The organism is Streptomyces sp. NPDC037290, assembly GCF_055603245.1.
In genome coordinates this window covers 1-25954 of record NZ_JBVJVZ010000010.1, presented here as the reverse complement: position 1 = coordinate 25954, position 25954 = coordinate 1, and the positions used below count along the sequence as shown (strand labels likewise).

Sequence of the window (25954 nt, the reverse complement as noted above, 5' to 3'; positions counted from 1 at the left end):
GTGCCGGTGGCGGCCCCCGCGGCAACTTCACAGCACAGGGCAGCGCACCCGACGTACGGTCACCTCCACGCCGGGTGCCTCCTGGGCGTGCCCGGAATCCACCGACCCGCCCCGGCCAGAAGCGACCCACAGGGTGTGGCACAATGGCTAGCTGTACTCGACAGTCGCACAGGACCCCTCTCTCCTCCGGCTGACGCGTCCATCGGGCACTCGGGTACCGCAACCCCACGCGGCAACTCGCCGTGCCCAACCACGTCAAAACCAGGAGAACCCACTCCCGTGGCAGTCAAGATCAAGCTGAAGCGTCTGGGCAAGATCCGTTCGCCTCACTACCGCATCGTCGTCGCCGACTCCCGTACCCGCCGTGACGGCCGGGCCATCGAGGAGATCGGCAAGTACCACCCGACCTACAACCCGTCGGTCATCGAGGTGGACGCCGAGCGCGTGGCGTACTGGCTGGGTGTCGGCGCGCAGCCGACCGAGCCCGTTCTCGCCATCCTGAAGAAGACCGGCGACTGGCAGAAGTTCAAGGGCGAGCCGGCTCCCGCGCCGCTGCTCGTCGCCGAGCCGAAGCCGGCCCGTCCGTCGTTCGAGGCTCTCGGCGGTGACGACGAGGGCAAGGGTGAGGCGATCACCCAGAAGAAGAAGGCTGAGAAGAAGGACGAGGCCGCTGCCGAGTCCGAGTCGACCGAGGCCTGAGCAGCATGCTCGAAGAGGCGCTTGAGCACCTCGTGAAGGGCATCGTCGACAACCCTGACGATGTGCAGGTCGCCTCGCGCAACCTGCGTCGCGGGCGCGTGCTCGAGGTCCGGGTCCACCCGGACGACCTCGGCAAGGTGATCGGCCGCAACGGCCGGACCGCGCGCGCCCTGCGCACCGTCGTGGGCGCCATCGGCGGCCGCGGTGTCCGCGTCGACCTCGTCGACGTGGACCACGTCCGCTGACGCTTCATAGCAACCGGCTCGGGCCGGGGAGGGCCACTGGGCCGTCCCCGGCCCGCAGTCGTATGACAGGAGATTTGGACAGGTGCAGCTGGTAGTCGCACGGATCGGCCGTGCCCATGGCATCAAGGGTGAGGTCACCGTCGAGGTGCGTACCGACGAGCCGGAACTCAGGCTCGCGCCCGGCGCCGTACTCGCCACGGATCCCGCCTCCACGGGACCGCTGACCATCGAGACAGGACGCGTCCACAGCGGCCGCCTCCTCCTGCGCTTCGAGGGTGTCACCGACCGCACCGCGGCCGAGGCCCTGCGCAACACCCTCCTGATCGCCGAGATCGACCCGGAGGAACTGCCCGAGGACGAGGACGAGTACTACGACCACCAGCTGATCGACCTCGACGTGGTCACCGCGGACGGCACGGAGGTCGGCCGGATCACCGAGATCTCGCACCTGCCCTCCCAGGACCTGTTCATCGTCGAGCGCCCCGACGGCAGCGAGGTGCTGATCCCCTTCGTGGAGGAGATCGTCACCGAGATCGACCTGGCCGAACAGAAGGCGGTCATCGCCCCGCCGCCTGGCCTGATCGACGACCGCGCGGAGATCGCCTCTTCGAGGGACGACAGCGCATGAGGCTCGACGTCGTCACGATCTTCCCCGAATACCTGGAGCCCCTGAACGTCTCCCTCGTCGGCAAGGCACGCGCGCGTGGACAGCTCGACGTCCATGTGCACGACCTGCGGGAGTGGACGTACGACCGGCACCACACGGTGGACGACACCCCGTACGGCGGCGGCCCCGGCATGGTCATGAAGACCGAGTCCTGGGGCGACGCCCTGGACACGATCCTCGCCGAGGGGTACGAGACCGGTGACCGGGCCCCCGCGCTGATCGTCCCCACCCCCAGCGGCCGGCCCTTCACCCAGGAACTGGCCGTCGAACTCTCCGAGCGCCCCTGGCTGATCTTCACGCCGGCCCGTTACGAGGGCATCGACCGGCGCGTGATGGACGAGTACGCGACCCGCATGCCCGTCTACGAGGTCTCCATCGGCGACTACGTGCTCGCCGGCGGCGAGGCCGCCGTCCTGGTCGTCACGGAGGCCGTCGCCCGGCTGCTGCCCGGCGTCCTCGGCAACGCCGAGTCCCACCGCGACGACTCCTTCGCGCCCGGCGCGATGGCCAACCTCCTCGAAGGCCCGGTCTACACCAAGCCGCCCGTCTGGCGTGGCCGGGACGTCCCGGACGTGCTGCTCAGCGGCCACCACGGAAAGATCGCCCGCTGGCGCCGCGACGAGGCCCTCAGGCGTACGACCGCCCACCGGCCCGACCTGATCGAGCGCTGCGATCCCAAGGCCTTCGACAAGAAGGACCGCGAGATGCTCTCCATCCTGGGCTGGGAGCCCGACCCGGCCGGGGAGCCGTACGGCCGATTTTGGCGGCGGGCCGAGGGCGTGGAAGAATAGGCCGCTGTTGTGCGCCCGTCCGGCGTGCGCCCCTGCCACAGGGGGACACGACGCCCGCCCCGACCCGCACGGCAGACTTCCTACACACCTAGTTTCCGTTGATGACCTGTGGCATCAGCGAAGAAAGCAGACGAAATGTCTCACCTGCTCGACTCCGTCGACGCCGCGTCGCTGCGCAGCGACATCCCGGCCTTCCGCCCGGGTGACACCGTCAACGTCCACGTGCGCGTCATCGAGGGCAACCGCTCCCGTGTGCAGCAGTTCAAGGGCGTTGTGATCCGTCGCCAGGGCTCCGGTGTCCGCGAGACCTTCACGGTCCGCAAGGTCTCGTTCTCCGTCGGCGTCGAGCGCACCTTCCCGGTGCACACCCCGATCGTCGAGAAGATCGAGCTGGTCACCCGTGGTGACGTGCGCCGCGCCAAGCTGTACTACCTCCGTGACCTGCGCGGCAAGGCCGCGAAGATCAAGGAGAAGCGCGAGAGCTGAGCGCTTCACGGCGCCCACAGCCGGGCGGGATAGCATCTCGCCCCGATGGACACCGAAGCACAGCCGACGGAACGCGACCGCTCCTCCCGCCCGGATTCCCCGGGTCCGGAGGGCCGGTCGCGTTTCGCGTTGGTGGAGCGGATCGCCGACTGGCTGCCGGGCGGCCGGATCACCCTCACCCTCTTCGTCTGCCTGGTGTTTTTGCTGGTCCTCAACGCTTTCGTGGTGCAACCGTTCCAGATTCCGAGCGGATCCATGGAACAGGCCTTGAGGATCGGGGACCGCGTTCTCGTAAATAAGTTGGCGTACCGTTTCGGTGCCCAGCCGCGCCGCGGTGACGTGATCGTGTTCGACGGCACGGGGTATTTCGGGGACGCGGACTACGTCAAACGCGTCGTGGGGGTGGGGGAGGACCATGTCGTCTGCTGCGACAAGGAGGGAAGGATCGAGGTGAACGGCCGCGCGGTCGACGAGTCGGCGTTCCTCTATCCGGGGGACACCGCCTCCAGCGTGCCCTTCGACGTCGTCGTGCCCGCCGGCCGTCTGTTCGTCCTCGGCGACCACCGCAGCGACTCCAGCGACTCCCGGGACCACCTCGGCTCGCCCGGCGGCGGCATGATCCCGCTCGGTGACGTCATCGGCCGCGCCGACTGGATCCTGTGGCCGTCCGCCCACTGGACGCACCTGACGCGGCCGTCCGCCTACGCGCGCGTGCCCGCCGCCTCCGCGGACGGCGCCCATGGGTAGCCGGGGCAAACCGCGCGGAGTGCCCAGCAGCCCCGCCGACGATCTGCTGCCCACCGGATCGCGCCGCGCCTCCGCGCCCGGCGGCGGCCGTACCCGCGCGGAGCGACGGAAACTCCAGCGCAAGGTCAAGCGAAAGCGCCGGCGTTCAGCCGTCCGGGAGATCCCCCTTCTGGTCGGTGTGGCCGTCCTCATAGCGCTGGTCCTGAAGACCTTCCTCGTCCAGGCGTTCGTGATCCCGTCCGGCTCGATGGAGCAGACGATCCGGATCGGCGACCGTGTCCTGGTCGACAAGCTCACCCCGTGGTTCGGTTCCGAGCCGCAACGTGGTGACGTCGTCGTCTTCCACGACCCGGGCGGCTGGCTGGCCGACGAGCAGACGGCGAAGAAGCACGACCCGGTCGTCGTCAAGCAGCTCAAGGAAGGCCTCGCCTTCATCGGCCTGCTGCCGTCGGACAACGAGAAAGACCTGATCAAGCGCGTCATCGGAGTCGGCGGCGATCACGTCAAGTGCTGTGACGCGCAGGGCCGGGTGACCGTCAACGGCGTGCCGCTGACCGAGGGCGACTACCTCTATCCGGGTAATTCGCCCTCATCCCAGCCCTTCGACATCACTGTCCCCAAGGGCCGGTTGTGGGTGATGGGCGACCACCGGGACGACTCCGCGGACTCCCGCGCCCACCAGGACACCCCGTACGGCGGCACGGTCTCCGAGAACTCCGTCGTCGGCCGGGCCGTCGTCATCGGCTGGCCGGTCGGCCACTGGACACGGCTGCGGGAACCTAAAACCTTCGCAAGCGTCACCGACTCCGTGTCGGGGGCGACCGCCGGTCCTGCGGTGTCGCATAGGGTTACCCCCGAGAATCCGAACGGAATGACCCACCTCCCGACCCCTGCGGAACTCCCGCTCGTTATGGGAGTGGTGGGCCTGCGCCGTATGTGGGGCAGGCGGCGGCACAGAGTAAGGAGTTGGCGTGGGGGATGTGGCGGTTGGCGCACGGTCGGGGCACGACGGCGAGGAGCACCGCGGGCACCCCGTGGAAGCGAACGCCCCCGTACCGGACGGCGCCATGACCTCCGGGAATGACGCGGCGGGCGGCGCCGGCACGCCGCAGGACGGGCAGCGGCCCCAGGCCGGGGAAGCGGGTGCCGGCGCGGCCGCGGCCCGGGCGAAAAAGCAGCGCTCCTTCTGGAAGGAGCTGCCGATCCTCGTCGTCATCGCGCTGGTCCTGGCGCTGCTGATCAAGACGTTCCTGGTGCAGGCGTTCTCGATCCCGTCCGCCTCGATGCAGAACACCCTGCAGGTGGGTGACCGCGTCCTGGTCGACAAGCTCACCCCGTGGTTCGGCTCCGAGCCGGAGCGCGGCGAGGTCGTCGTCTTCCACGACCCGTCCGACTGGCTGGCGGGCGAGCCGACGCCGACCCCGAACCCGGTGCAGCGGGTCCTCAGCTGGATCGGCCTGATGCCGTCCGCCAACGAGAAGGACCTCATCAAGCGCGTGATCGGCGTCGGCGGCGACACCGTCCAGTGCAAGGGCACCGGCCCGCTGCTGGTCAACGGCAAGGCGCTGAACGAGCCGTACGTCTACCCCGGCAACACGCCGTGCACCGACGACCAGCTGGGCGGCCAGTTCAAGGTGAAGGTCCCCAAGGGCTACATCTGGGTGATGGGCGACCACCGCCAGAACTCCCGGGACTCCCGCTACAACCAGTCCGACAAGCACCACGGCATGGTCCCCGTCGACAAGGTCGTCGGCCGCGCGATCGTCAAGGCCTGGCCGATCAATCGCTGGGGCACCCTGCCGATCCCGGACACCTTCGACCAGCCCGGCATCGGGCAGCAGACGTCGGCGTCCGCCGCCCTGTCGGTGGCCCCGGAAGGCGTGGCGATCGCGGCGGTGCTGCCGGTGGCGGTGTGGCGGCGCCGGCGTGCGGTGAAGGCGGAGCGCGGCTGACAAGCCGGGCCGGACGCCCCGGCGAACGGCCCAGCCGCCGAAGTCACCCAGGTGGCTGGGCAAGCCCCGGTACTGCCGGGTAGGGTCCGGGTCCATGAGTGGTGAGCGCAGGCAAGGCCTGGGACAGCGGCTGTCCGGAATCGCCGTGGCACTGGGACTGGTGCTCTTCCTCGGCGGATTCGCCTGGGCAGCGGTGTCCTACCGGCCGTACACCGTGCCCACCAGCTCCATGACGCCCACCATCGACGCCGGCGACCGGGTGCTGGCGCAGAAGGTCGACGGCGGTCAGGTCAAGCGCGGTGACGTCGTCGTCTTCGAGGACAAGAGCTGGGTCACCGGCGCCAAGGTGGTCAAGCGCGTGGTCGCGGTCGGCGGCGACACCGTCTCCTGCTGCACGAACGGCAAGCTGACCGTCAACGGCAAGCAGATCGACGAGCCCTATCTGCCCAAGGGCACCCTGGCCGAGATCAAGAACATCCCGACGGTGACCGTGCCCCAGGGGCGCCTGTTCCTCCTCGGTGACGAGCGCCAGGGTTCCCTGGACTCCACGGCCCACCTCACCGACGCCGCCAAGGGGACCGTCTCCCGGAACGCCGTGACCGCCCGGGTGGACGCCGTCGTATGGCCCTGGAAGGGGCCGCTGACGCGCCCCACCGGCTTCGAGGCCCTGGGATCCCTCTCGCAGCCCGGCCCGCTGCCCACGATCGAGCTGCTGATCGTCGCCGGCGCCGTCCTCGTCCTGGCCGGCGGCGCGTACGGCCCGATCGCCAAGCGCATGGGCCGCTCGCGCGCGCGTGCCGCCCGCCCGGAGACGGCCGGTGTCCGCTGACACCACGCGGGCGAGCGAGGACTCCTACGGGGGCGGCCTGCGCAAGGTGGCCCGAGTGGTCCTCCTCGATCCCGAGGACCGCATCCTCCTGCTGCACGGCCACGAGCCGGACGATCCGGCCGACGACTGGTGGTTCACCCCCGGCGGCGGTCTGGAGGGCGCCGAGACGCGCGAGGAGGCCGCGCTCAGGGAACTCGCCGAGGAGACCGGCATCACCGATGTCGCACTGGGCCCGGTGCTGTGGCGTCGCAGATGCTCCTTCCCGTTCGCGGGCCGCCGCTGGGACCAGGACGAGTGGTACTACCTGGCCCGTACGACCCAGACGGCCACCGCGGCGACGGCCCTGACGGAGCTGGAACGGCGCAGTGTCGCGGGAGCGCGCTGGTGGACGTGTCAGGAACTGACCCGGGCACATGAGACGGTGTATCCGACCAGACTCGCCGAGCTGCTGCTGACGCTGCTCGACGAGGGTCCCCCGGCCAGTCCTGTGACCCTCGACCCGGAAATCGTCTAGCGACAATCGGTTGGCGACCCGGAAATCGTCTGAGGGGCCGTCGGACTGGCGCACAATGGGGGGATCGCACGGCTGAAGGGGAACATGCCATGAGCGCCGAGGACCTCGAGAAGTACGAGACCGAGATGGAGCTGAAGCTCTACCGGGAGTACCGAGATGTCGTCGGTCTGTTCAAATATGTGATCGAGACCGAGCGGCGCTTCTACCTCACCAATGACTACGAGATGCAGGTGCACTCGGTCCAGGGCGAGGTCTTCTTCGAGGTGTCGATGGCCGACGCCTGGGTCTGGGACATGTACCGGCCGGCGCGCTTCGTGAAGCAGGTGCGGGTGCTCACGTTCAAGGACGTGAACATCGAGGAGCTGAACAAGAGCGACCTGGAGCTGCCGGGCGGGTGAGAGGGTTGTCCACAACTCCTGAGTAACCCACCAAGATCAACATTTGTCGGCCGGATGCGTGACCGTTGGCGCCGGAGGTGGTGCCGACATGAGCAGGGCACGCAACGGACTGGGCAAGTACGGCGAGGACCTGGCCGCCCGGCGGCTCGCCGAGGCCGGAATGACGATCCTGGAGCGCAACTGGCGCTGCGGGCGCTCCGGCGAGATCGACATCGTGGCCCGCGACGGCGACGCGCTGGTCGTCTGCGAGGTGAAGACCCGCAAGGGCGGCGACTACGAACACCCGATGGCCGCCGTGACCCCCGAGAAGGCGGCCAGGCTGCGCGAGCTGGCCGAGCACTGGATCCAGGCCCACGGAGGAGCGCCCCCGGGCGGTGTCCGCATCGACCTGGTCGGCGTGCTGCTGCCGCACCGGGGCGCCCCGTCCGTCGAGCACGCGCGGGGGGTGGCCTGAATGGGATTCGCCCGCACGTGCTCGGTGGCCCTGGTCGGGGTCGAGGGAGTGGTGGTCGAGGTCCAGGCCGACCTGGAACCCGGCGTCGCCGCCTTCACCCTGGTCGGCCTCCCCGACAAGAGCCTGACGGAAAGCCGCGACAGGGTTCGGGCGGCGGTGGTGAACTCGGGCGGCGAGTGGCCGCAGAAGAAGCTCACCGTCGGACTCAGCCCCGCGTCGGTGCCCAAAGCCGGCTCGGGCTTCGATCTCGCCGTCGCCTGTGCGGTGCTCGGCGCCGCCGAACGGATCGACCCCCGTGTCCTCGCGGACATCGTCATGATCGGGGAGCTGGGCCTGGACGGCCGGGTGCGACCGGTCCGCGGCATCCTGCCCGCCGTCCTCGCAGCGGCCGACGCGGGCTACGAACAGGTGGTCGTGCCCGAGTGCGCCGCCGCCGAGGCCTCGCTGGTCCCCGGAGTCTCGGTGCTCGGCGTCCGCAGTCTGCGGCAGCTCATCGCGGTCCTCACCGAAGAGCCGGTCCCCGACGAGGAACCGGAGGAGCAGGGGCGCCCCGACCCCCTCCTGGCAGGCCTGCGCATGCCCGGCACGGGCGCGGCCACCGGAATGCACAGCGTCGGCGCCACGCAGCACGAACACGATCACGACCTCGCGGACGTCGTCGGCCAGACCTCGGCCCGCACGGCCGTGGAGGTGGCCGCCGCCGGGGGACACCACCTGTTCCTCGAGGGGCCGCCCGGCGCGGGCAAGACCATGCTCGCCGAGCGACTGCCCGCCGTCCTTCCGCGGCTCACCAGGGAGGCGTCGCTGGAGGTCACGGCGGTGCACTCGGTGGCCGGGCTGCTGCCCCCGGGCAAGCCGCTCATCGACGTCGCCCCCTACTGCGCCCCGCACCACTCGGCCACGATGCAGTCGCTCGTCGGCGGAGGCCCCGGCATCGCCCGGCCCGGTGCGGTCTCCCTCGCCCATCGAGGCGTGCTGTTCCTGGACGAGGCGCCCGAGTTCCACAGCCAGACCCTGGACGCCCTGCGACAGCCGCTGGAGTCCGGGCACGTGGTGATCGCACGCAGTGCGGGCGTCGTCCGGTTCCCGGCCCGCTTTCTCATGGTGCTGGCGGCGAACCCCTGCCCCTGTGGACGCTTCTCGCAGCGCGACTCCCTGTGCGAGTGCCCGCCGTCGGCGATCCGCCGCTACCAGTCCCGGCTCTCCGGTCCGCTCCTGGACCGGGTGGACCTGCGCGTCGAGGTCGACCCGGTCACCCGCGCCCAGCTCAGCGAACCGGAGGCCCGCGGTGAGTCCACGGCGACCGTGGCCGCGCGGGTACGGCAGGCCCGCGAGCGTACGGCTGCCCGTCTGGCCGGAACCCCGTGGCGCACCAACAGCGAAGTGCCGGGCCGTGAACTGCGCAGCCGCTTCCACCCGGTGGCCGGCGCGATGGACGAGGCCGAGCGCAACCTGGAGCGGGGTGTGCTCACCGCCCGCGGGATCGACCGGGTCCTGCGCGTCGCCTGGACGGTCGCCGACCTCGTCGGACACGACCGTCCGGACGCGGCCGACGTCTGCCTGGCCCTGCAACTGCGCACCGGAGTGCCCCGAGGGGTGCCGATGGCCGTCGGGGCGCTGACATGACCACGGAAGAGGACCCCGCGGCTGAACTCCTCGGGCGGGTCTTCCTCTGCCGGGTCGTCGAGCCGGGGGACGAGGCCGGTGGGCGGTGGATCCGGGAGTTCGGGGTGCAGGAGGTGGTGCGGCGGTTGCGGGAGGGGGCGCGGGCCTTGCCGGGGGTGAGCGACGTGCGCTGGGCCGGGCTGGTCGCGCGCGCCCGGCAGGCCGAGCCGGAGCGGGATCTCGCGGTGGCGCGGGCCGCCGGGACGCGGTTCGTGGGTCCCCGCGACGCGGAGTGGCCCCGGCAGCTCGACGATCTCGCGGATGCCCGGCCCATCGGTCTGTGGGTGCGCGGCCGGCCCAGTCTCCGGATCTGGGCGCTCAGATCGGTGGCCGTCGTGGGAGCCCGTGCCTGCACCGAGTACGGCTCCCACATGGCCGCCACGCTCTCCGCAGGGCTCGCCGAGCGCGGCTGGGTCGTGGTCTCGGGGGGCGCGTACGGCATCGACGGCGCCGCCCACCGAGGCGCCCTCGCCGCCCGCGGAGCCACCGTCGCCGTTCTGGCCTGCGGTGTCGACCGCCCCTACCCGCGCGGTCACGCCGCCCTGATCAGCCGGATCGCGGCACAGGGACTGGTGATCGGCGAGTTGCCCCCGGGAGATCATCCGACGCCGAGCCGGTTCATCCTGCGCAACCGCGTCATCGCCGCGCTGACCAGAGGCACCCTCGTCGTGGAGGCCGCCGCCCGCAGCGGCTCGCTGGCCACCGCACGGGCCGCGGGGCGCCTCGGACGGTTCACCATGGGCGTGCCCGGCCCCGCCACCAGCGCTCTCTCCGCCGGCGTGCACGAACTGCTGCGGGGAGAGGCCACGCTGGTCACCGATGCCGCGGAAGTCGTGGAACTCGTGGGCGACATGGGTGAGCTGGCGCCCGCCCGCCGGGGCCCCGTCCTCCCGCGTGACCTGCTGGAACCCGCCGTACGGGCCGTCCTCGCGGCCCTGCCCGGCAACCGTGCGGCCAGCGTCGAGGAGGTCGCGCTCGGCACGCCGACCACCCGGGACGAGGCGATCGCGAGATTGTACGAACTCCGAGCACTTGGTTACGTCGAACGACACGGCGATGGCTGGAAGTTGACACGCCAGGCGGTGATGTCGGTCCGCGCGGGTCGAGCTCCTTGTTGACCGAGCGTGTTCGGCCGTCCGGGGGAATCCCCGACGCCCTTGAGGTTTCCCGGAGTTGGCGCTCCGGCCGGTCACACAGAGCGAGCCACCCCACGCGCGCCCGAGGCCGGTGGGAGCGCCCCGCGCACGGGTGGCGCCTCGGTGTTCGCACACCGCGACAGCTCAGTCACGCTACGCTCACGAAGACGCGACACAGATCGCGCCAACTCGACACCGGTCCGACAGCTCACCCAGGCAGCCCACTTCACCCCACCGAATCCCACCCCTCGCACTTCACAGCACTTCACAGCACTTCACGGCAGAACGGCACAAGGCGACGAATGCCCCAGCACACCTCCGGGTCCGACCGGGCGGCCATCCCCCCAGCCGCCCGCGACGGTGGCAGCGTGCGGCCGCCCGCTCCCTCGACGCTCGACGAGCTGTGGCGGTCGTACAAGGCGACGGGGGACGACCGGCTGCGGGAGCAGCTGATCCTGCACTACTCACCGCTCGTGAAATATGTGGCGGGCCGGGTGAGCGTCGGGCTGCCGCCCAACGTGGAGCAGGCCGACTTCGTCTCCTCGGGTGTCTTCGGGCTGATCGACGCGATCGAGAAGTTCGACATCGACCGGGAGATCAAGTTCGAGACGTACGCGATCACCCGGATCCGGGGCGCGATGATCGACGAGCTGCGGGCGCTGGACTGGATTCCACGCTCGGTGCGGCAGAAGGCGCGGAACGTCGAGCGGGCCTACGCCACCCTGGAGGCGCGGCTGCGGCGCACCCCGACCGAGGGCGAGGTCGCCGCGGAGCTGGGCATGGAGGTCGACGAGCTGCATGCCGTCTTCAGCCAGCTGTCCCTGGCCAACGTGGTCGCGCTGGAGGAGCTGCTGCACGTCGGCAGCGAGGGCGGCGACCGGCTCAGCCTGATGGACACGCTGGAGGACACCGCCGCGGACAACCCCGTGGAGGTGGCCGAGGACCGGGAGCTGCGCCGCTTTCTCGCGCGGGCGATCAACACCTTGCCCGAGCGGGAGAAGACCGTCGTCACGCTGTACTACTACGAGGGACTCACCCTCGCCGAGATCGGCAACGTGCTCGGGGTCACCGAGAGCCGGGTCAGCCAGATCCACACCAAGTCGGTGCTGCAGCTGCGGGCCAAGCTGGCGAGCTTCGGGCGCTGAGGCGGGGCGGCGCGGCGTCGAGTGGCTCCCGTTCGGGTGGGGGCGTCCGTAAAGTGGTTGACGTGCCAAGGATTCGAGCGGCCTCCGTGGCCGAGCACCGGTCGATGCAGCGAGCCGCCCTGCTGGACGCGGCTCGGTCCCTGCTGTCCGAGGGCGGGACCGAAGCGCTGACCTTTCCCGCGCTGGCCGAGCGCACGGGGCTGGCCCGGTCGTCCGTGTACGAGTACTTCCGGTCGCGGGCCGCCGTGGTCGAGGAACTGTGCGAGGTCGACTTTCCGCTGTGGGCGGCCGAGGTGGCCGCCGCGATGGAGCGGGCCGGGTCTGCCGAGGGCAAGGTCGAGGCCTATGTGCGGCAGCAGCTGGCCCTGGTCGGGGACCGGCGGCACCGGGCGGTCGTCGCCATCTCGGCGAGCGAGCTGGACGCCGGGGCGCGGGAGAAGATCCGGGCGGCGCACGGAGGACTGGTCGCCATGATCGCCGAGGCGCTCGCGGAGATGGGGCATGAGCAGCCCCGGCTGGCGGCGATGTTGCTGCAGGGGATCGTGGACGCGGCGGTGCGGCGGATCGAGCTGGGAGCGGCGGAGGATCCCGCAGCCATCACCGACGCGGCCGTGGCCATGGTGCTGCGGGGCGTGAAGGGCTGACGCCGGCTCCGGCCGCCGGGCACGCGCGCTGCTCGCCGGAGGTGCCGCGGCTACGGCGGCAGTGGTACCCCCAGCACCGGCAGCAGTCTCGGCGGCCCCCTGTGCAGCAGCCAGGGCGGCAGCAGGGACAGCGGGTCCAGATAGGTGTCGCCCCGGCGCAGGCCCCAGTGCAGGCAGGACGTCGGGCAGTGGGTGCCCGTGGGCTCGAGCGTGCCCAGCACGTCCCCCGCGCCCACCTCGGCGCCCTTCTTCACCGACGGACTCACCGGCTCATACGTCGTACGAAGGTCCGTGCCCGTCAGGTCGACCGAGACCACCCCCCTTCCCGCCACCCGCCCCGCGAAGGCCACCCGGCCCGGCGCCACCGCTCGTACCGCGGACGCGGCCGGTGCCGACAGGTCCACGCCACGGTGACCGGGGCCGTAGACCGTCGCCGGTGGCTCCCAGCCCCGTAACACCAACGGGTGCACGCCCACCGGCCAGGTGCGGGCGAGGGCCGGGACCTTGGCCCGAGGGGGCGGGGCGGGCGCCGGTGCAGGCGGATCCGCCCAGGCCGGCGCGGTGAGCGCGCCGACCGGCACGCCCAGCACCAGCACCGCCCACAAAGACACGCATCGCATCGCTCGTCGCATGCGACCACCGTCCCGCACCCCCGCCGATCACGGCCTGAACCTGTGGACCACTCCCCGGTTGTGGACAGCGGCGTCACCCGGTGCCCCGGCGGTCCCGTACACTTCTTCTGGCGATCCGGGTCACCGGGTCGACTTCGCACGCCCCGACACGGCGGCCGGCAACGGTCCCTGTCAGCGCCCCTCGGTCCTTCGCGGCACGGCGCACGCGGGCGTCAGGCGCGGGAGCCGTCCGGCATCCGCGGCACAACCGAGAAACTCAAGGAGAAACGGCCATGGCCGTCGTCACGATGCGGGAGCTGCTGGAGAGCGGCGTCCACTTCGGTCACCAGACCCGTCGCTGGAACCCGAAGATGAAGCGCTTCATCTTCACCGAGCGCAACGGCATCTACATCATCGACCTGCTCCAGTCGCTGTCGTACATCGACCGCGCCTACGAGTTCGTCAAGGAGACCGTCGCCCACGGCGGCACGGTCATGTTCGTCGGCACGAAGAAGCAGGCGCAGGAGGCCATCGCCGAGCAGGCCACCCGCGTCGGCATGCCCTACGTCAACCAGCGCTGGCTGGGCGGCATGCTCACCAACTTCTCGACCGTCTACAAGCGTCTGCAGCGCCTCAAGGAGCTCGAGCAGATCGACTTCGAGGACGTCGCGGCGTCGGGTCTGACCAAGAAGGAACTCCTGGTCCTCTCGCGTGAGAAGGCCAAGCTGGAGAAGACCCTCGGCGGTATCCGCGAGATGCAGAAGGTGCCCAGCGCCGTCTGGATCGTGGACACCAAGAAGGAGCACATCGCCGTTGGTGAGGCCCGGAAGCTGAACATCCCGGTCGTCGCGATCCTCGACACCAACTGCGACCCCGACGAGGTCGACTACAAGATCCCGGGCAACGACGACGCGATCCGCTCCGTCACCCTGCTCACCCGTGTGATCGCCGACGCCGTCGCCGAGGGCCTCATCTCCCGCTCTCGCGTCGCCACCGGTGACAAGGGCGAGAAGGCCGCTGGCGAGCCGCTCGCCGAGTGGGAGCGCGACCTGCTCGAGGGTGAGAAGAAGGACGAGGCTCCGGCCGCCGAGGCTGCTCCGGCCGCTGAGGCTGCTCCGGCCGCCGAGGCCGCCCCTGCCGCCGAGGCCGCCCCGGCCGAGGAGAAGGCCGCCGAGGGCGAGCAGGCCTGACGCCGGTCCGTCAGAGTTCAACGGCGGGGGCGGTGACATGAAGTCCGCCCCCGCTGTTCACCCGTAGGTCGGCGCGTCGTATGCGCTCCGCGTTCACATGTTGAGCGCACACCGTGCTGATCTGAAGATCTTCCAGACTTCGAGAAAGACTCACAGACTCATGGCGAACTACACCGCCGCCGACGTCAAGAAGCTCCGTGAGCTCACGGGCGCCGGCATGATGGACTGCAAGAAGGCGCTGGACGAGGCCGAGGGCAACGTCGAGAAGGCCGTCGAGGCGCTGCGTATCAAGGGCCAGAAGGGCGTCGCCAAGCGCGAGGGCCGCTCCGCCGAGAACGGCGCCGTGGTCTCCATCATCGCCGACGACAACTCCTCCGGCGTCCTGGTCGAGCTGAAGTGCGAGACGGACTTCGTCGCGAAGGGCGAGAAGTTCCAGGCCGTCGCCCAGACGATCGCCGAGCACGTCGCCAAGACCTCCCCGGCCGACCTGGAGGCGCTGCTCGCCTCCGAGATCGAGCCCGGCAAGACCGTCCAGGCGTTCGTGGACGAGGCCAACGCCAACCTCGGTGAGAAGATCGTCCTGGACCGCTTCGCGCAGTTCGCCGACGGCTTCGTGCTCGCCTACATGCACCGCACCATGCCCGACCTGCCCCCGCAGATCGGTGTCCTGGTCGAGCTGGACAAGCCGAACGCCGAGGTCGCCAAGGGCGTCGCGCAGCACATCGCCGCCTTCGCGCCGAAGTACCTCTCCAAGGACGAGGTGCCGGCCGACGTCGTCGAGTCCGAGCGTCGTATCGCCGAGGAGACGACCCGCGCCGAGGGCAAGCCCGAGGCCGCGATCGCCAAGATCGTCGAGGGTCGCCTCAACGGCTTCTTCAAGGACGCCACGCTGCTTGGCCAGCCCTACGCGCTGGACAACAAGAAGTCGGTCCAGAAGGTGCTGGACGAGGCCGGTGTCACCCTGAAGCGCTTCTCGCGCATCAAGGTCGGCATCTGAGTCCGTACCGCGCTCGACGCACGACCCACGGAGGGATTCCGGGGACAAACCCGGGAGGAATCCCGATAGGGTCGTAAGCAGTCGTCCGCGCACACCGCCACACCCCGGCGTGGGGCGGACGGCAGCAGATCTGACGAGGAGGCCATTGCCGCGCATGGGAGCGAAAAGCGACCCCATCGGCAATGGCCTTCTTCGTATGTGCAACACGTGAAAGAGGCGGGATCCCCATGACCACCAAGGCCCAGAAGAGCGACGACGGCAAAGTACGCGGCCGGTTTCTGCTGAAGCTGTCCGGAGAGGCCTTCTCCGGTGGCGGGGGCCTGGGCGTGGACCCTGACGTGGTGCACAAGATCGCCCGTGAGATCGCGGCCGTCGTCCGGGACGGCGCCGAGATCGCGGTCGTCATCGGCGGCGGCAACTTCTTCCGCGGCGCCGAACTCCAGCAGCGCGGCATGGACCGGGCCCGCTCCGACTACATGGGCATGCTCGGCACCGTGATGAACTGCCTCGCCCTCCAGGACTTCCTGGAGAAGGAGGGCATCGACAGCCGGGTGCAGACCGCCATCACCATGGGCCAGGTCGCCGAGCCGTACATCCCGCTGCGCGCCGTGCGCCACCTGGAGAAGGGCCGCGTGGTCATCTTCGGCGCCGGTATGGGCATGCCGTACTTCTCCACCGACACCACCGCCGCCCAGCGCGCCCTGGAGATCGACGCCGAGGCGCTGCTCATGGGCAAGAACGGCGTGGACGGGGTCTACGACTCCGACCCCAAGACCAACCCCGACGCCGTCAAGTTCGACGCCCTCGGCTACGGCGAGGTCATCACCCGCGACCTCAAGGTCGCCGACGCCACCGCCATCACGCTGTGCCGCGACAACAAGCTCCCGATCCTCGTCTTCGAGCTTCTCGCGGAGGGCAATATCGCCCGCGCCGTCAAGGGTGAGAAGATCGGCACCCTGGTGGGTGACCAGGGCAGCCGGGCCTGACCCGGGATCAACCCGGCCGGTGATGTGCGGCCCTGTGAGGGGGCCGGACCCTGGCCGGGGGATGGACAATGTCCTGCCGGTCGGGAACCGTGCAGGAAGAAGACGCGACGCAGCCGGCCGCCGCCCCGTCAGAGGTACAGCAGCCGGGCCTTACTCAAGACACGCAGGAGCAAGTGGTGATCGAAGAGACCCTCCTCGAGGCCGAGGAGAAGATGGAGAAGGCCGTCGTGGTCGCCAAGGAGGACTTCGCCGCGATCCGCACCGGTCGTGCGCACCCGGCGATGTTCAACAAGATCGTGGCCGACTACTACGGTGCCCCGACGCCGATCAACCAGCTGGCCTCGTTCTCCGTGCCGGAGCCGCGCATGGCGGTCGTGACGCCGTTCGACAAGAGCGCGCTGCGCAACATCGAGCAGGCGATCCGCGACTCCGACCTGGGCGTCAACCCCAGCAACGACGGCAACATCATCCGGGTGGTGTTCCCGGAGCTGACCGAGGAGCGCCGCCGCGACTACATCAAGGTCGCCAAGGGCAAGGCCGAGGACGCGCGCGTGTCCATCCGCTCCGTGCGCCGCAAGGCCAAGGAGGCCCTCGACAAGCTCGTCAAGGACGGCGAGGTCGGCGAGGACGAGGGCCGCCGTGCGGAGAAGGAGCTCGACGACACCACGCACAAATACGTCGCGCAGGTGGACGAGCTCCTGAAGCACAAGGAAGCGGAACTGCTCGAAGTCTGATGAGCGACTCTCCCTGGGGGGCGCCGCCACCGGCGGGGCAGGCCCGCTACTGGAGGCCCACCGAGGGTGGGCCTCTCCAGGGGGCCGCCCCGGCGGGTCCCGCGTACGATGCGCCTCAGGCGCAGCACACTCGCCCCATGCCCATCGTGCCCGACGAGCCCGCCTACGGCGGAGCCGACGACCGGGGGGCCGCTCGGGTGAGCGGCGCCCTGTTCCAGGACGAGTTCCGCTCCGCGCCCGCGCCGGCCCGGACCGTCCCGGCCGAGAACCAGAATCCGGAGCCCATGCCCGACGCCCCCCAGCCGGCGCCAGCGCCGCAGAAGAAGAGCGCGGGCCGCGACCTGACCGCGGCCATAGGGGTCGGGGTCGGTCTGGGTGTGGTGATCGTCGCCTCCCTGTTCGTCTGGAAGCCCGCGTTCGTCGGCGTCATCGCGGTCGCGGTGGTCGTCGGCCTGTGGGAGCTGACCAGCCGGCTGCGCGAGCGCAAGGGGATCAAGGCGCCGCTGGTGCCGCTCGCGGTCGGCGGTGCGGCGATGGTCGTCGCCGGGTACGTCCGCGGCGCCGAGGGCGCATGGGTCGCCATGGCCCTCACCGCCCTGGCGGCCCTGGTCTGGCGTATGACGGAGTCGCCGGAGGGCTACCTCAAGGACGTCACGGCGGGCGTCTTCGCGGCGTTCTACGTACCGTTCCTGGCCACGTTCGTGGCGATGATGCTCACCGCCGACGACGGCCCGTGGCGGGTCCTGACCTTCCTCCTGCTGACCGTCGTCAGCGACACCGGTGCGTACGCGGTCGGCTGGCGGTTCGGCAGGAACAAGCTCGCGCCGCGCATCAGCCCCGGAAAGACCCGCGAGGGCCTGCTCGGTGCGGTGCTGTTCGCGATGGTGGCGGGCGCACTGTGCATGCAGTTCCTGATCGACCACGGCACCTGGTGGCAGGGGCTGCTGCTGGGTCTCGCCGTCGCGGCCAGCGCCACGCTGGGCGACCTCGGCGAGTCCATGATCAAGCGCGACCTGGGGATCAAGGACATGGGCACCCTGCTCCCCGGCCACGGAGGGATCATGGACCGCCTCGACTCCCTGCTGCCGACGGCCCCGGTGGTGTGGCTGCTGCTGGTGGTGTTCGTCGGCTCCGCGTGAGCCGCGTGTCTCCGGCTTCGGGCCCCCGTCCCTCCCGCAGGGCCGGGGGCCGTTGGCCATGGCCGGTTCCTCAGGCCGTGGCGCGGATGGCGGCGATGTCGAACTGGAGGCGGACCTTCTCGCTCACCATGGAGCCGCCCTGGGCCAGCCTGGCGTCGTAGGTCAGGCCCCAGTCGGAGCGGTTGATGGTGGTGGTGCCGTCGAAACCGACCCGCTCGTCACCGAAGGCGTCGGTCACGTGACCGATGTAGGTGAGCTCCAGATCGACGGGGCGGGTGGTGTCCTTGATGGTGAGGTCGCCGGTCATGCGATAGACGTCCCTGCCCGCGAGCCGCACGGCTGTGCTCGTGAAGGTCATCCGCGGGTACGCCGCCGAGTCCAGGAACTGACGGCCCACCACGTGGGCGTCGCGCTGCTCGACACCGGTGTCGACGCTGGCGGTGTACAGCACGATGTCGGCGCGGGAGCGAGCCGGGTCACGGCCGTCGAAGTACAGGCGGCTCTCGTACTCCGCAAAGGCGCCGCGCACCGTCGTCACCATCGCGTGCCGCACGGAGAACCCGATCCTGCTGTGCGCGGGATCGATCAGCCACTCGCCGGTGAGGCCCGCCAGCTCGGGATCGGGCAGTACGGCGGTGGCTCTGGCCACCGGGGCGGCGGTCGCCACGGGGGCGGCGGACGGCTGAGCGCGCCGCTGGGAGGAGTTGCGGCCGAAAAGGTTCATGGCTCATCTGGTTACGGCACGTCAGGGGACGGGACAAGGCCCGACCAGGAAACCCGACCGTTCGTCAGCAGAACTTCACAGCGCCGGCCGGTGAAGGAACGATCCCCCGCTCGGTCCGCTTGCGCAGATCGTGATCGACGGCATCTCCCACCGCGCAGAGCCACCCATGCATGATGCCCTCATGACTTCTTGGCTGAGCGCCCGGAGCGGATGGTCGCTCGTACTGCTCCTGTGGGCGATCACGCTGACCGCCGCCCTGCTCGGCATCGCGTTCGACCGGGCCTTCCTCGAACATCCCCCTCCGGGGCCCTTCGCCGCTCACCTTCCCATGACAGCGGGCGGCACGTTCTTCCTGGCCGTCGCCGGCGCCGGGGGCTTGCGTCATGGACGACGGCGGCAGGACCGATCGTGCGGACCGAAGATCCTCCTCCCCACAGAGGAGTCGTGATGCTGCGGTTCATGGACTGGTCCGTGGTCGCGATGGGGTGCGCGCTGGTGTTCGCGGGTCTGGGCAGCCGGTGGCGGGAGCGCACCGAGGTCCGGGAGGGGAGGAGTCCCGGCCAGGGCGCGCGGTTCTTTCGGCCGTGGCTCCAGATCCTGATGGGCCTGGAGGTGATCAGCGCCAAGCTGCCGAGCCTGTTGGCGGCGCCCCACCCCGTCGTCATGATCATGGACCCTCTCAGCGGCGTGCTGTCGGTCGCAGTGCTGATCCTGGTCCTCCGGGCGGCGTACCACGTCTCTCGGGCGCGCAGGCCTCGCGCCCTCGATTGAGGACGGCGAGCGCGGACCGTCGCGGCGCTGCCCGCAGGGGCACGGATCACCGGTGAGTGTCGTCGGGTGCCGGCCCCTCGGAATCCTCGTACGCGCAGATGCAGTGCCGAACGCCATAGCGCCGGGGGAGATCACGGCCACGTCGCACGGAATGGATCTCCCGGCTCTCGGGGCCCTCGTCAGCGGTGAGGTCGTCCGGCACGCCGACAACCACCAGGTCAGGGTCCGCCTCGACGAGCGGCGGGCAGCCGGCGAGTGATCGCTGCAGGGCCGTCGCTGGGCCGTCCGCGGCCGCTCGGCGCCGGCCGGCGGCGTCTGCCACGGACGGTCGCAGCCGGCGACGGCCGCAGGTCACCCCAATGTATCTGCGACACTGGTAACGCCATGCCTAAGCCCGGAGAACTCACTTTCGTCGCCCCGCGCGGAGCCAAGAAGCCGCCGCGGCATCTCGCCGACCTCACGCCCGCCGAGCGCAAGGACGCGGTGGCCGAGATCGGTGAGAAGCCGTTCCGTGCCAAGCAGCTCTCGCAGCACTACTTCGCGCGGTACGCGCACGACCCCGAGCAGTGGACCGACATCCCCGCCGGGTCGCGCGGGAAGCTGCAGGAAGCGCTGTTTCCGGAGCTGATGACCGTCGTACGGCATCTGTCCACCGACCAGGGGACCACGCGCAAGACGCTGTGGCGGCTGTTCGACGGGACCCTCGTCGAGTCCGTGCTGATGCGGTACCCGGACCGGGTCACCATGTGCATCAGCTCGCAGGCCGGCTGCGGGATGAACTGCCCGTTCTGTGCGACCGGGCAGGCGGGCCTCGACCGGAATCTGTCCACCGCCGAGATCGTCCACCAGATCGTGGACGGGATGCGCGCCCTGCGGGACGGGGAAGTGCCCGGGGGACCCTCCCGGCTGTCCAACATCGTCTTCATGGGGATGGGCGAGCCGCTCGCGAACTACAAGCGCGTGGTCGGAGCCATCCGGGCGCTCACCGACCCGGCCCCCGACGGGCTCGGGCTGTCGCAGCGCGGGATCACCGTGTCCACCGTCGGGCTCGTGCCGGCCATCCACCGCTTCGCCGACGAGGGCTTCAAGTGCCGACTCGCGATCTCCCTGCACGCCCCCGACGACGAGCTGCGCGACACCCTCGTCCCCGTGAACACGCGCTGGAAGGTGCGCGAGGTGCTGGACGCCGGGTTCGAGTACGTCGAGAAGAGCGGGCGCCGGCTGTCCATCGAGTACGCCCTCATCCGTGACATCAATGACCAGGCGTGGCGGGGGGACCGGCTGGGGCGGCTGCTCAGGGGCAAGCCCGTGCACGTCAACCTCATTCCGCTGAACCCGACGCCGGGGTCGAAGTGGACCGCGTCGCGGCCCGAGGACGAGAAGGCGTTCGTGGAAGCCATCGCCGCGCACGGTGTGCCCGTCACCGTCCGGGACACCCGTGGCCAGGAGATCGACGGAGCCTGTGGTCAGCTCGCGGCCACCGAGCGGTAATCTGGCCGGGTCCACACATCTTCATATTCCGACAGGGGAGCGCCACAGCGCTGAGAGTGCGGCGGACAGGGCCGCAGACCCTCTGAACCTCGCCCAGGTCATTCTGGGTAGGGAGTTCGGTCATCACTCAAGCTGTTGCGCCCTGCCCGGGTTCTCCTCGTGAGACGCCCGGGCAGGGCCGCGTCTCTTCCTGGCCAACCCCAGGAGGACATCCAGTGCAGAACAAGACCTTCGTGGCCGTGGCGGTCGGGCTCGGCCTGATCACGCTGTCCGCGTGCGGTTCGACGGACGCCAAGTCGTCCGCGGACTCCAAGACCGTGACGCTCGTCAGCCACGACTCGTGGGCCGTCTCCAAGAACGTGCTGAAGGACTTCGAGAAGCAGTCCGGTTACCACGTGCGGGTCCTCAACGACGGCGACGCCGGGCAGGCCGTCAACAAGGCGATCCTGACCAAGGACAACCCGCAGGGCGACGTCTTCTTCGGCGTCGACAACACGCTGTTGTCCAGGGCCCTCGACAACGGGCTGTTCCAGCCGTACACCGCCAAGGGCCTGGACAAGGTCGGCGGCGCCTACCAGCTCGACAGGGACAAGCACCGGGTCACGCCCGTCGACTACGGCGACATCTGCGTCAACTACGACAAGGCCTGGTTCGGCAAGCACCGGCTGACCCCGCCGCAGTCCTTCGCCGACCTGGTCAAGCCCCGGTACAAGAACCTCCTCGTCACCGAGAACGCCGCCACCTCCTCGCCCGGCCTCGGTTTCCTGCTCGGCAGCGCCGCGCAGTTCGGCAACGACGGCTGGCAGGACTACTGGAAGAAGCTCAAGGCCAACGGCGTCAAGGTGGTCGACGGCTGGGAGCAGGCCTACACCCAGGAGTTCTCCGGCTCCACCGGCGGCAAGAAGGCCGGCGGTGACCGCCCGCTCGTGGTCTCGTACGCCTCCTCCCCGCCCGCCGAGGTGATCTACGCCAAGAAGCGGCCCGCCACCGCCCCGACCGGCGTCGCCACCGGCACCTGCTTCCGGCAGATCGAGTTCGCCGGACTGCTCAGCAACGCCCACAACACCAAGGGCGCCAAGGCGTTCGTCGACTTCCTGGTCTCCAGGGAGTTCCAGGAGGACATGCCGCTGGAGATGTACGTCTACCCGGTGCTGCGGGGCGCGAAGGTGCCCGCCGAGTTCACGCAGTACGGGCCCGCCGCCCAGCATCCCGAGACCATGGCCCCCGGCAAGATCGCCGCCAACCGCGACCAGTGGGTCAAGTCGTGGACCTCGCTCGTACTGAAGTAGCCCGGTTCCGGCGCAGGAGCGCGGCGCGGCTCGGGCTGATGGCCCTGCCCGTCGCGTTCTTCGCCGCGTTCTTCGCCTGGCCCGTCGTGGCGATCGTCGCGCGCGGGCTGAAGGTCGACGGCGCCTGGCAGTTCGGGCGGATCGTGGACGTGGTCACGCAGCCGGACATCCGGCACGTGCTGTGGTTCACCACCTGGCAGGCGTTCGCCTCCACCGCGCTCACCCTGCTGCTCGCGCTGCCCGCCGCGTATGTCTTCGCCCGCCTGGACTTTCCGGGCAAGCAGCTGCTGCGGGCCGTGGTCACCGTGCCGTTCGTGCTGCCGACCGTCGTCGCCGGCAGCGCGTTCCTCGCCCTCGTCGGGCACGGAGGGCTGCTCGACGAACTGTGGGGCGTACGGCTGGACACCACGGTGTGGGCGATCCTGCTGGCCCACGTCTTCTTCAACTTCGCGGTCGTCGTCCGCACGGTGGGCGGCCTGTGGGCCCAGCTCGACCCCCGGCAGGAGGAGGCCGCCCGGATGCTGGGCGCGTCCTCGCTCAGCGCCTGGCGGAAGGTCACCCTCCCGGCGCTCGCGCCGGCCGTGGCCGCCGCCGCGCTGATGGTGTTCCTGTTCACCTTCACCTCCTTCGGCGTCGTCCAGATCCTGGGCGGCCCCACCTTCTCCACCCTCGAAGTGGAGATCTACCGGCAGACCTCCGAGGTGTTCGACCTCTCCACGGCCGCCGTGCTCACCCTGGTCCAGTTCGTGGCCGTCGGCGCGATCCTCGCCGTGCACGCCTGGACGGTACGGCGCCGGGAGACCGCCCTCCGGCTGGTCGACCCCCGGGTGACCGTCCGCCGCCCGCGCGGCGCGGGACAGTGGGTCCTGCTCGCCGGGGTCCTCGCCACCGTCGCGCTGCTCCTCGTCCTGCCCCTCGCCGTGCTCGTCCACCGCTCCCTCGACGCGCCCGGCTTCGGCTACTACCGGGCGCTCACGCACTCCGACGGCGGTACGTTCCTGGTGGCGCCGGTGCACGCGGTGTGGGCGTCACTGCAGTACGCCGTCGCCGCCACCCTCATCGCCGTCGTGATCGGGGGCCTCGCCGCCGCCGCGCTGGCCCGCCGGGACGCCGGACGGCTGGTGCGGGGCTTCGACGCGCTGCTGATGCTGCCGCTCGGCGTGTCCGCCGTGACCGTGGGCTTCGGTTTCCTGATCGCACTCGACAGGCCGCCGCTGGATCTGCGCCAGTCCTGGATCCTGGTGCCGCTCGCCCAGGCGCTCGTCGGCGCCCCCTTCGTCGTACGGACCATGCTGCCGGTGCTGCGTGCGGTGGACGCCCGGCTGCGGGAGGCCGCCGCCGTGCTCGGGGCCTCCCCCTGGCGGGTGTGGCGGGAGGTGGACCTGCCGCTGGTGCGGCGGGCGTTGCTGGTCGCGGCCGGGTTCGCGTTCGCCGTCTCGCTCGGCGAGTTCGGGGCGACCGTGTTCATCGCCCGGCCCGACAACCCGACGCTCCCGGTCGCCGTGGCCCGGCTGCTCAGCCGCCCCGGGGACCTCAACTACGGCCAGGCGATGGCCCTTTCGACCATTCTGATGGTGGTGTGTGCCGCCGCGCTGCTGATCCTGGAGCGGCTGCGCACCGACCGGACGGGAGAGTTCTAGATGCTGGTGGCCGGACGGGAGAGTGCCGGATGCTGCTGAGCCTCGATGCCGCGACCGTGCGCTTCGGCGGGCGGGCCGTGCTCGACGCGGTCGACCTCGACGTCGCCGAGCACGAGGTGGTGTGCGTCCTCGGGCCCAGCGGCAGCGGAAAGTCGACGCTGCTGCGGGCGGTTGCCGGGCTGCAGCCCCTCGACTGCGGGCGGGTGCTGCTGGACGGCCGCGACCAGTCGGGCGTCCCCGCGCACCGGCGTGGCGTCGGCCTGATGTTCCAGGACCACCAGCTCTTCCCGCAGCGGGACGTCGGCGAGAACGTGGCGTTCGGCCTGCGGATGCACGGCGTCGCCAAGGGCGAACGGGCCGCCGAGGCCGGGAAGTTGCTGGAGCTGGTCGGGCTGCCGGGGGCCGCCCGCCGGGCCGTGGCCTCCCTGTCCGGCGGCGAGCAGCAGCGGGTGGCCCTCGCCCGTGCGCTGGCGCCCCGGCCCCGGCTGCTCATGCTGGACGAGCCGCTCGGCCAGCTCGACCGCTCGCTCCGGGAACGCCTGGTGGTCGAACTGCGGGAGCTCTTCGGGCGGTTGGGTACGACCGTGCTCGCCGTGACGCACGACCAGGGCGAGGCGTTCGCGCTGGCCGACCGGGTGGTGGTGATGCGGGACGGGCGGATCGCCCAGTCCGGCACTCCCCTGGAGGTGTGGCAGCGCCCCGCCGACGCGTTCGTGGCCCGCTTCCTCGGCTTCGACAACGTGGTCCCGGCGACCGTCGCCGGTACGGCCGCCGACAGCCCCTGGGGCAAGCTCCCGGTGCCCGAGGGCTCCGCGCAGGGCGCCCGCAGCCTGCTGGTGAGGCCCGCCGGAGTGCGGCTCGTGGCGGCCGACGCGGGCCTGCCCTGCACGGTGACCGCCCGCACCTTCAAGGGCACCCATGTGGCCGTCCATCTCCAGCCCGCGGACGGGCCGAGGCTGGAGGCCGCCTGCGCGCTGCGGGACGCGCCCGGGGTCGGGGACGGCGTGGGTGTGGAGTTCGACGCGGCCGAAATCGTCGTGCTCGACTGATCACCGCGCCCCTAGGGTGAGGGTCATGACCTTGCTCGCGCATGACCGCTACTGCGACGAAATCGACCACCAGGTCAGGCAGTTGAGGTTCCTGGTGACCTCGGGCGCCGATCTGTCCGCGACCGTGCCGACCTGCCCGGACTGGTCCCTGGAGGACCTCGTACGGCATATGGGTGGCGCCCTGCGCTGGGTGGACGCCCTGGTGCGCACCCGGTCGCAGGAGAACATCCCGGAGGAGCGGATCCCGCTGGCGGGCGGCCCCGAGGGGCGGAGCGACGCCGCGGCCATCGACAGGTGGCTCGCGGAGACCGGGGAACTGGTCGTGGGCGCACTGCGCGAGGCCGGCCCGGACACGAAGGTGTGGGCCTGGGCCGGGGTGCTGAACTCCGGCTTCTGGGCCCGCCGGATGACCCACGAGATCGCCGTCCACCGCGCCGACGCCACCCTCGCCGCCGGGCTGCCCTACGAGCTGGCCCCCGACATCGCCGCCGACGCGCTGGACGAGTGGCTCCAGATCGTGGAGTGGGCCCAGCGGAACCTGCCCCACGACCCGGCGAAGGACCTGCGTCGGCCGGGCAGCAGCATCCATCTGCACGCCACCGACGCCGACCCGGCGCTGCACGCCGAGTGGCTGGTCGAACTGGGTGAGGAGGGGGTCCGATGGCGGCGCGGCCACGAGAAGGCCACGGTCGCCCTGCGCGGCCCGCTCACCTCCGTGCTGCTCGCCTTCTACCGCCGGCTGCCGCTGGACGGCCCCGGCCTCGAAGTCCTCGGCGAGCGTGCGGTGCTGGAGTTCTGGCTGGAGCGGGCGACCTTCGGCTGAGCCGGGCGCGGAGCCGGCCGGATGAACGACCGCGGGGGGGGGCCGGGGGGGGGGGGGGGGGGGGGGGGGAGGGGGGGGGGGGGTGTTGGGGGGGGGGGGGGGGGGTTTTTCGCCAACGCCCGCCCAGGGAAAAAACAG

At 70.8% G+C, this 25954-nt stretch carries 30 protein-coding genes; 28 read left to right on the top strand and 2 right to left on the bottom strand.

The annotated features are described in order from the left end of the window. Window positions 1-279 precede the first annotated feature (279 nt). From rpsP to ACZ7HQ_RS29555, 16 genes are all read left to right on the top strand, one after another. Complete coding sequence (gene rpsP, locus ACZ7HQ_RS29630) at window positions 280-699, top strand: 30S ribosomal protein S16 (protein WP_030785131.1); 420 nt, start codon at window positions 280-282, stop codon at window positions 697-699. A 5-nt stretch (window positions 700-704) separates the two neighbouring features. After that, entirely contained in the window at window positions 705-944 is a 240-nt protein-coding gene (locus ACZ7HQ_RS29625; RefSeq protein WP_003973401.1) for an RNA-binding protein, read from the top strand. An 82-nt stretch (window positions 945-1026) separates the two neighbouring features. Continuing rightward, window positions 1027-1572, top strand: a complete 546-nt coding sequence (gene rimM / locus ACZ7HQ_RS29620) for a ribosome maturation factor RimM (protein WP_470996242.1) — start codon at window positions 1027-1029, stop codon at window positions 1570-1572. After that, entirely contained in the window at window positions 1569-2402 is an 834-nt protein-coding gene (gene trmD, locus ACZ7HQ_RS29615; protein WP_470996239.1) for a tRNA (guanosine(37)-N1)-methyltransferase TrmD, read from the top strand. The genes rimM and trmD overlap by 4 nt, the downstream gene beginning before the upstream one ends. Window positions 2403-2537: 135 nt before the next feature. Further along, the gene (rplS, locus tag ACZ7HQ_RS29610) at window positions 2538-2888 is read left to right on the top strand and encodes a 50S ribosomal protein L19 (protein WP_055704359.1); all 351 of its coding nucleotides are present in this window, start codon (window positions 2538-2540) and stop codon (window positions 2886-2888) included. Window positions 2889-2933: 45 nt separating this feature from the next. Then, window positions 2934-3635, top strand: a complete 702-nt coding sequence (gene lepB / locus ACZ7HQ_RS29605) for a signal peptidase I (protein ID WP_470996236.1) — start codon at window positions 2934-2936, stop codon at window positions 3633-3635. Continuing rightward, complete coding sequence (lepB, locus tag ACZ7HQ_RS29600; RefSeq protein ID WP_470996233.1) at window positions 3628-4719, top strand: signal peptidase I; 1092 nt, start codon at window positions 3628-3630, stop codon at window positions 4717-4719. The genes lepB (ACZ7HQ_RS29605) and lepB (ACZ7HQ_RS29600) overlap by 8 nt, the downstream gene beginning before the upstream one ends. Next, the gene (gene lepB / locus ACZ7HQ_RS29595; RefSeq protein WP_470996230.1) at window positions 4607-5587 is read left to right on the top strand and encodes a signal peptidase I; all 981 of its coding nucleotides are present in this window, start codon (window positions 4607-4609) and stop codon (window positions 5585-5587) included. Before lepB (ACZ7HQ_RS29600) ends, lepB (ACZ7HQ_RS29595) begins: the two co-directional genes overlap by 113 nt. Window positions 5588-5681: 94 nt before the next feature. Further along, on the top strand, window positions 5682-6416 hold the full coding sequence (gene lepB, locus ACZ7HQ_RS29590; protein ID WP_470996228.1) for a signal peptidase I: 735 nt from the start codon (window positions 5682-5684) through the stop codon (window positions 6414-6416). Then, window positions 6406-6930: an NUDIX hydrolase gene (locus ACZ7HQ_RS29585; RefSeq protein WP_470996226.1), complete on the top strand. Its 525-nt coding sequence runs from the start codon at window positions 6406-6408 to the stop codon at window positions 6928-6930. Before lepB (ACZ7HQ_RS29590) ends, ACZ7HQ_RS29585 begins: the two co-directional genes overlap by 11 nt. 89 nt (window positions 6931-7019) lie before the next feature. Then, window positions 7020-7328, top strand: a complete 309-nt coding sequence (locus ACZ7HQ_RS29580) for a DUF2469 domain-containing protein (RefSeq protein WP_003965949.1) — start codon at window positions 7020-7022, stop codon at window positions 7326-7328. Window positions 7329-7416: 88 nt separating this feature from the next. Then, window positions 7417-7782 carry a YraN family protein gene (locus ACZ7HQ_RS29575; protein ID WP_470996222.1) on the top strand — a complete coding sequence of 122 codons (366 nt, stop codon included), beginning with the start codon at window positions 7417-7419 and terminating at the stop codon, window positions 7780-7782. Further along, window positions 7783-9408 (top strand): YifB family Mg chelatase-like AAA ATPase, encoded by a 1626-nt coding sequence (locus ACZ7HQ_RS29570; protein ID WP_470996220.1) that lies wholly within the window; start codon window positions 7783-7785, stop codon window positions 9406-9408. Next, a complete protein-coding gene (dprA, locus tag ACZ7HQ_RS29565) occupies window positions 9405-10565 on the top strand; it encodes a DNA-processing protein DprA (protein ID WP_470996217.1) in 1161 nt (386 codons plus the stop codon). The genes ACZ7HQ_RS29570 and dprA overlap by 4 nt, the downstream gene beginning before the upstream one ends. Window positions 10566-10885: 320 nt before the next feature. Continuing rightward, on the top strand, window positions 10886-11728 hold the full coding sequence (gene whiG, locus ACZ7HQ_RS29560; protein ID WP_399174884.1) for an RNA polymerase sigma factor WhiG: 843 nt from the start codon (window positions 10886-10888) through the stop codon (window positions 11726-11728). Between the two features lie 86 nt (window positions 11729-11814). Continuing rightward, complete coding sequence (locus ACZ7HQ_RS29555) at window positions 11815-12372, top strand: TetR/AcrR family transcriptional regulator (protein ID WP_470996969.1); 558 nt, start codon at window positions 11815-11817, stop codon at window positions 12370-12372. Window positions 12373-12422: 50 nt separating this feature from the next. Here the strand turns inward: ACZ7HQ_RS29555 and ACZ7HQ_RS29550 are convergent, their stop codons facing one another. Beyond that, entirely contained in the window at window positions 12423-12992 is a 570-nt protein-coding gene (locus ACZ7HQ_RS29550) for a murein hydrolase activator EnvC family protein (protein WP_470996966.1), read from the bottom strand. Window positions 12993-13276: 284 nt separating this feature from the next. Between ACZ7HQ_RS29550 and rpsB the strand changes: the two genes are divergently transcribed. From rpsB to ACZ7HQ_RS29525, 5 genes are all read left to right on the top strand, one after another. Further along, window positions 13277-14173 (top strand): 30S ribosomal protein S2, encoded by an 897-nt coding sequence (rpsB, locus tag ACZ7HQ_RS29545; RefSeq protein WP_365583871.1) that lies wholly within the window; start codon window positions 13277-13279, stop codon window positions 14171-14173. A gap of 160 nt (window positions 14174-14333) precedes the next feature. Next, window positions 14334-15170 carry a translation elongation factor Ts gene (gene tsf / locus ACZ7HQ_RS29540; protein WP_470996214.1) on the top strand — a complete coding sequence of 279 codons (837 nt, stop codon included), beginning with the start codon at window positions 14334-14336 and terminating at the stop codon, window positions 15168-15170. A gap of 227 nt (window positions 15171-15397) precedes the next feature. Continuing rightward, entirely contained in the window at window positions 15398-16156 is a 759-nt protein-coding gene (gene pyrH, locus ACZ7HQ_RS29535) for a UMP kinase (protein WP_067010707.1), read from the top strand. Between the two features lie 176 nt (window positions 16157-16332). After that, complete coding sequence (gene frr / locus ACZ7HQ_RS29530) at window positions 16333-16890, top strand: ribosome recycling factor (RefSeq protein WP_055706853.1); 558 nt, start codon at window positions 16333-16335, stop codon at window positions 16888-16890. Next, on the top strand, window positions 16890-18029 hold the full coding sequence (locus tag ACZ7HQ_RS29525) for a phosphatidate cytidylyltransferase (RefSeq protein ID WP_470996211.1): 1140 nt from the start codon (window positions 16890-16892) through the stop codon (window positions 18027-18029). Before frr ends, ACZ7HQ_RS29525 begins: the two co-directional genes overlap by 1 nt. Window positions 18030-18099: 70 nt before the next feature. Here the strand turns inward: ACZ7HQ_RS29525 and ACZ7HQ_RS29520 are convergent, their stop codons facing one another. Continuing rightward, window positions 18100-18753, bottom strand: a complete 654-nt coding sequence (locus ACZ7HQ_RS29520; RefSeq protein WP_470996208.1) for a YceI family protein — start codon at window positions 18751-18753, stop codon at window positions 18100-18102. A gap of 181 nt (window positions 18754-18934) precedes the next feature. Here ACZ7HQ_RS29520 and ACZ7HQ_RS29515 point away from each other — a divergent pair, with 181 nt between their 5' ends. The 7 genes from ACZ7HQ_RS29515 to ACZ7HQ_RS29485 all read left to right on the top strand — a co-directional run bounded on the left by ACZ7HQ_RS29515 (window position 18935) and on the right by ACZ7HQ_RS29485 (window position 25816). Beyond that, entirely contained in the window at window positions 18935-19201 is a 267-nt protein-coding gene (locus tag ACZ7HQ_RS29515; protein ID WP_470996205.1) for a hypothetical protein, read from the top strand. Next, the gene (locus tag ACZ7HQ_RS29510; RefSeq protein WP_470996202.1) at window positions 19201-19524 is read left to right on the top strand and encodes a hypothetical protein; all 324 of its coding nucleotides are present in this window, start codon (window positions 19201-19203) and stop codon (window positions 19522-19524) included. Before ACZ7HQ_RS29515 ends, ACZ7HQ_RS29510 begins: the two co-directional genes overlap by 1 nt. Window positions 19525-19908: 384 nt before the next feature. Further along, complete coding sequence (gene rlmN / locus ACZ7HQ_RS29505) at window positions 19909-21015, top strand: dual-specificity RNA methyltransferase RlmN (protein ID WP_470996199.1); 1107 nt, start codon at window positions 19909-19911, stop codon at window positions 21013-21015. 215 nt (window positions 21016-21230) lie between these two features. Continuing rightward, on the top strand, window positions 21231-22304 hold the full coding sequence (locus tag ACZ7HQ_RS29500) for a thiamine ABC transporter substrate-binding protein (RefSeq protein WP_470996196.1): 1074 nt from the start codon (window positions 21231-21233) through the stop codon (window positions 22302-22304). A 38-nt stretch (window positions 22305-22342) separates the two neighbouring features. Beyond that, window positions 22343-23944 carry an ABC transporter permease gene (locus ACZ7HQ_RS29495; RefSeq protein ID WP_470996963.1) on the top strand — a complete coding sequence of 534 codons (1602 nt, stop codon included), beginning with the start codon at window positions 22343-22345 and terminating at the stop codon, window positions 23942-23944. Between the two features lie 29 nt (window positions 23945-23973). Beyond that, a complete protein-coding gene (locus tag ACZ7HQ_RS29490; RefSeq protein ID WP_470996194.1) occupies window positions 23974-24993 on the top strand; it encodes an ABC transporter ATP-binding protein in 1020 nt (339 codons plus the stop codon). 25 nt (window positions 24994-25018) lie between these two features. Next, window positions 25019-25816, top strand: a complete 798-nt coding sequence (locus tag ACZ7HQ_RS29485) for a maleylpyruvate isomerase family mycothiol-dependent enzyme (protein WP_470996191.1) — start codon at window positions 25019-25021, stop codon at window positions 25814-25816. Window positions 25817-25954 lie beyond the last annotated feature (138 nt).

Coding starts and splice junctions, on each gene's coding strand:
- ACZ7HQ_RS29625 (WP_003973401.1), top strand. CDS start 705: ATGCTCGAAGAGGCGCTTGAGCACCTCGTGAAGGGCATCGTCGACAAC.
- trmD (WP_470996239.1), top strand. CDS start 1,569: ATGAGGCTCGACGTCGTCACGATCTTCCCCGAATACCTGGAGCCCCTG.
- rplS (WP_055704359.1), top strand. CDS start 2,538: ATGTCTCACCTGCTCGACTCCGTCGACGCCGCGTCGCTGCGCAGCGAC.
- lepB (WP_470996236.1), top strand. CDS start 2,934: ATGGACACCGAAGCACAGCCGACGGAACGCGACCGCTCCTCCCGCCCG.
- lepB (WP_470996233.1), top strand. CDS start 3,628: ATGGGTAGCCGGGGCAAACCGCGCGGAGTGCCCAGCAGCCCCGCCGAC.
- lepB (WP_470996228.1), top strand. CDS start 5,682: ATGAGTGGTGAGCGCAGGCAAGGCCTGGGACAGCGGCTGTCCGGAATC.
- ACZ7HQ_RS29580 (WP_003965949.1), top strand. CDS start 7,020: ATGAGCGCCGAGGACCTCGAGAAGTACGAGACCGAGATGGAGCTGAAG.
- ACZ7HQ_RS29575 (WP_470996222.1), top strand. CDS start 7,417: ATGAGCAGGGCACGCAACGGACTGGGCAAGTACGGCGAGGACCTGGCC.
- ACZ7HQ_RS29570 (WP_470996220.1), top strand. CDS start 7,783: ATGGGATTCGCCCGCACGTGCTCGGTGGCCCTGGTCGGGGTCGAGGGA.
- dprA (WP_470996217.1), top strand. CDS start 9,405: ATGACCACGGAAGAGGACCCCGCGGCTGAACTCCTCGGGCGGGTCTTC.
- whiG (WP_399174884.1), top strand. CDS start 10,886: ATGCCCCAGCACACCTCCGGGTCCGACCGGGCGGCCATCCCCCCAGCC.
- ACZ7HQ_RS29550 (WP_470996966.1), bottom strand. CDS start 12,992: ATGCGATGCGTGTCTTTGTGGGCGGTGCTGGTGCTGGGCGTGCCGGTC.
- rpsB (WP_365583871.1), top strand. CDS start 13,277: ATGGCCGTCGTCACGATGCGGGAGCTGCTGGAGAGCGGCGTCCACTTC.
- tsf (WP_470996214.1), top strand. CDS start 14,334: ATGGCGAACTACACCGCCGCCGACGTCAAGAAGCTCCGTGAGCTCACG.
- pyrH (WP_067010707.1), top strand. CDS start 15,398: ATGACCACCAAGGCCCAGAAGAGCGACGACGGCAAAGTACGCGGCCGG.
- ACZ7HQ_RS29525 (WP_470996211.1), top strand. CDS start 16,890: ATGAGCGACTCTCCCTGGGGGGCGCCGCCACCGGCGGGGCAGGCCCGC.
- ACZ7HQ_RS29520 (WP_470996208.1), bottom strand. CDS start 18,753: ATGAACCTTTTCGGCCGCAACTCCTCCCAGCGGCGCGCTCAGCCGTCC.
- ACZ7HQ_RS29515 (WP_470996205.1), top strand. CDS start 18,935: ATGACTTCTTGGCTGAGCGCCCGGAGCGGATGGTCGCTCGTACTGCTC.
- ACZ7HQ_RS29510 (WP_470996202.1), top strand. CDS start 19,201: ATGCTGCGGTTCATGGACTGGTCCGTGGTCGCGATGGGGTGCGCGCTG.
- rlmN (WP_470996199.1), top strand. CDS start 19,909: ATGCCTAAGCCCGGAGAACTCACTTTCGTCGCCCCGCGCGGAGCCAAG.
- ACZ7HQ_RS29495 (WP_470996963.1), top strand. CDS start 22,343: ATGGCCCTGCCCGTCGCGTTCTTCGCCGCGTTCTTCGCCTGGCCCGTC.
- ACZ7HQ_RS29490 (WP_470996194.1), top strand. CDS start 23,974: ATGCTGCTGAGCCTCGATGCCGCGACCGTGCGCTTCGGCGGGCGGGCC.
- ACZ7HQ_RS29485 (WP_470996191.1), top strand. CDS start 25,019: ATGACCTTGCTCGCGCATGACCGCTACTGCGACGAAATCGACCACCAG.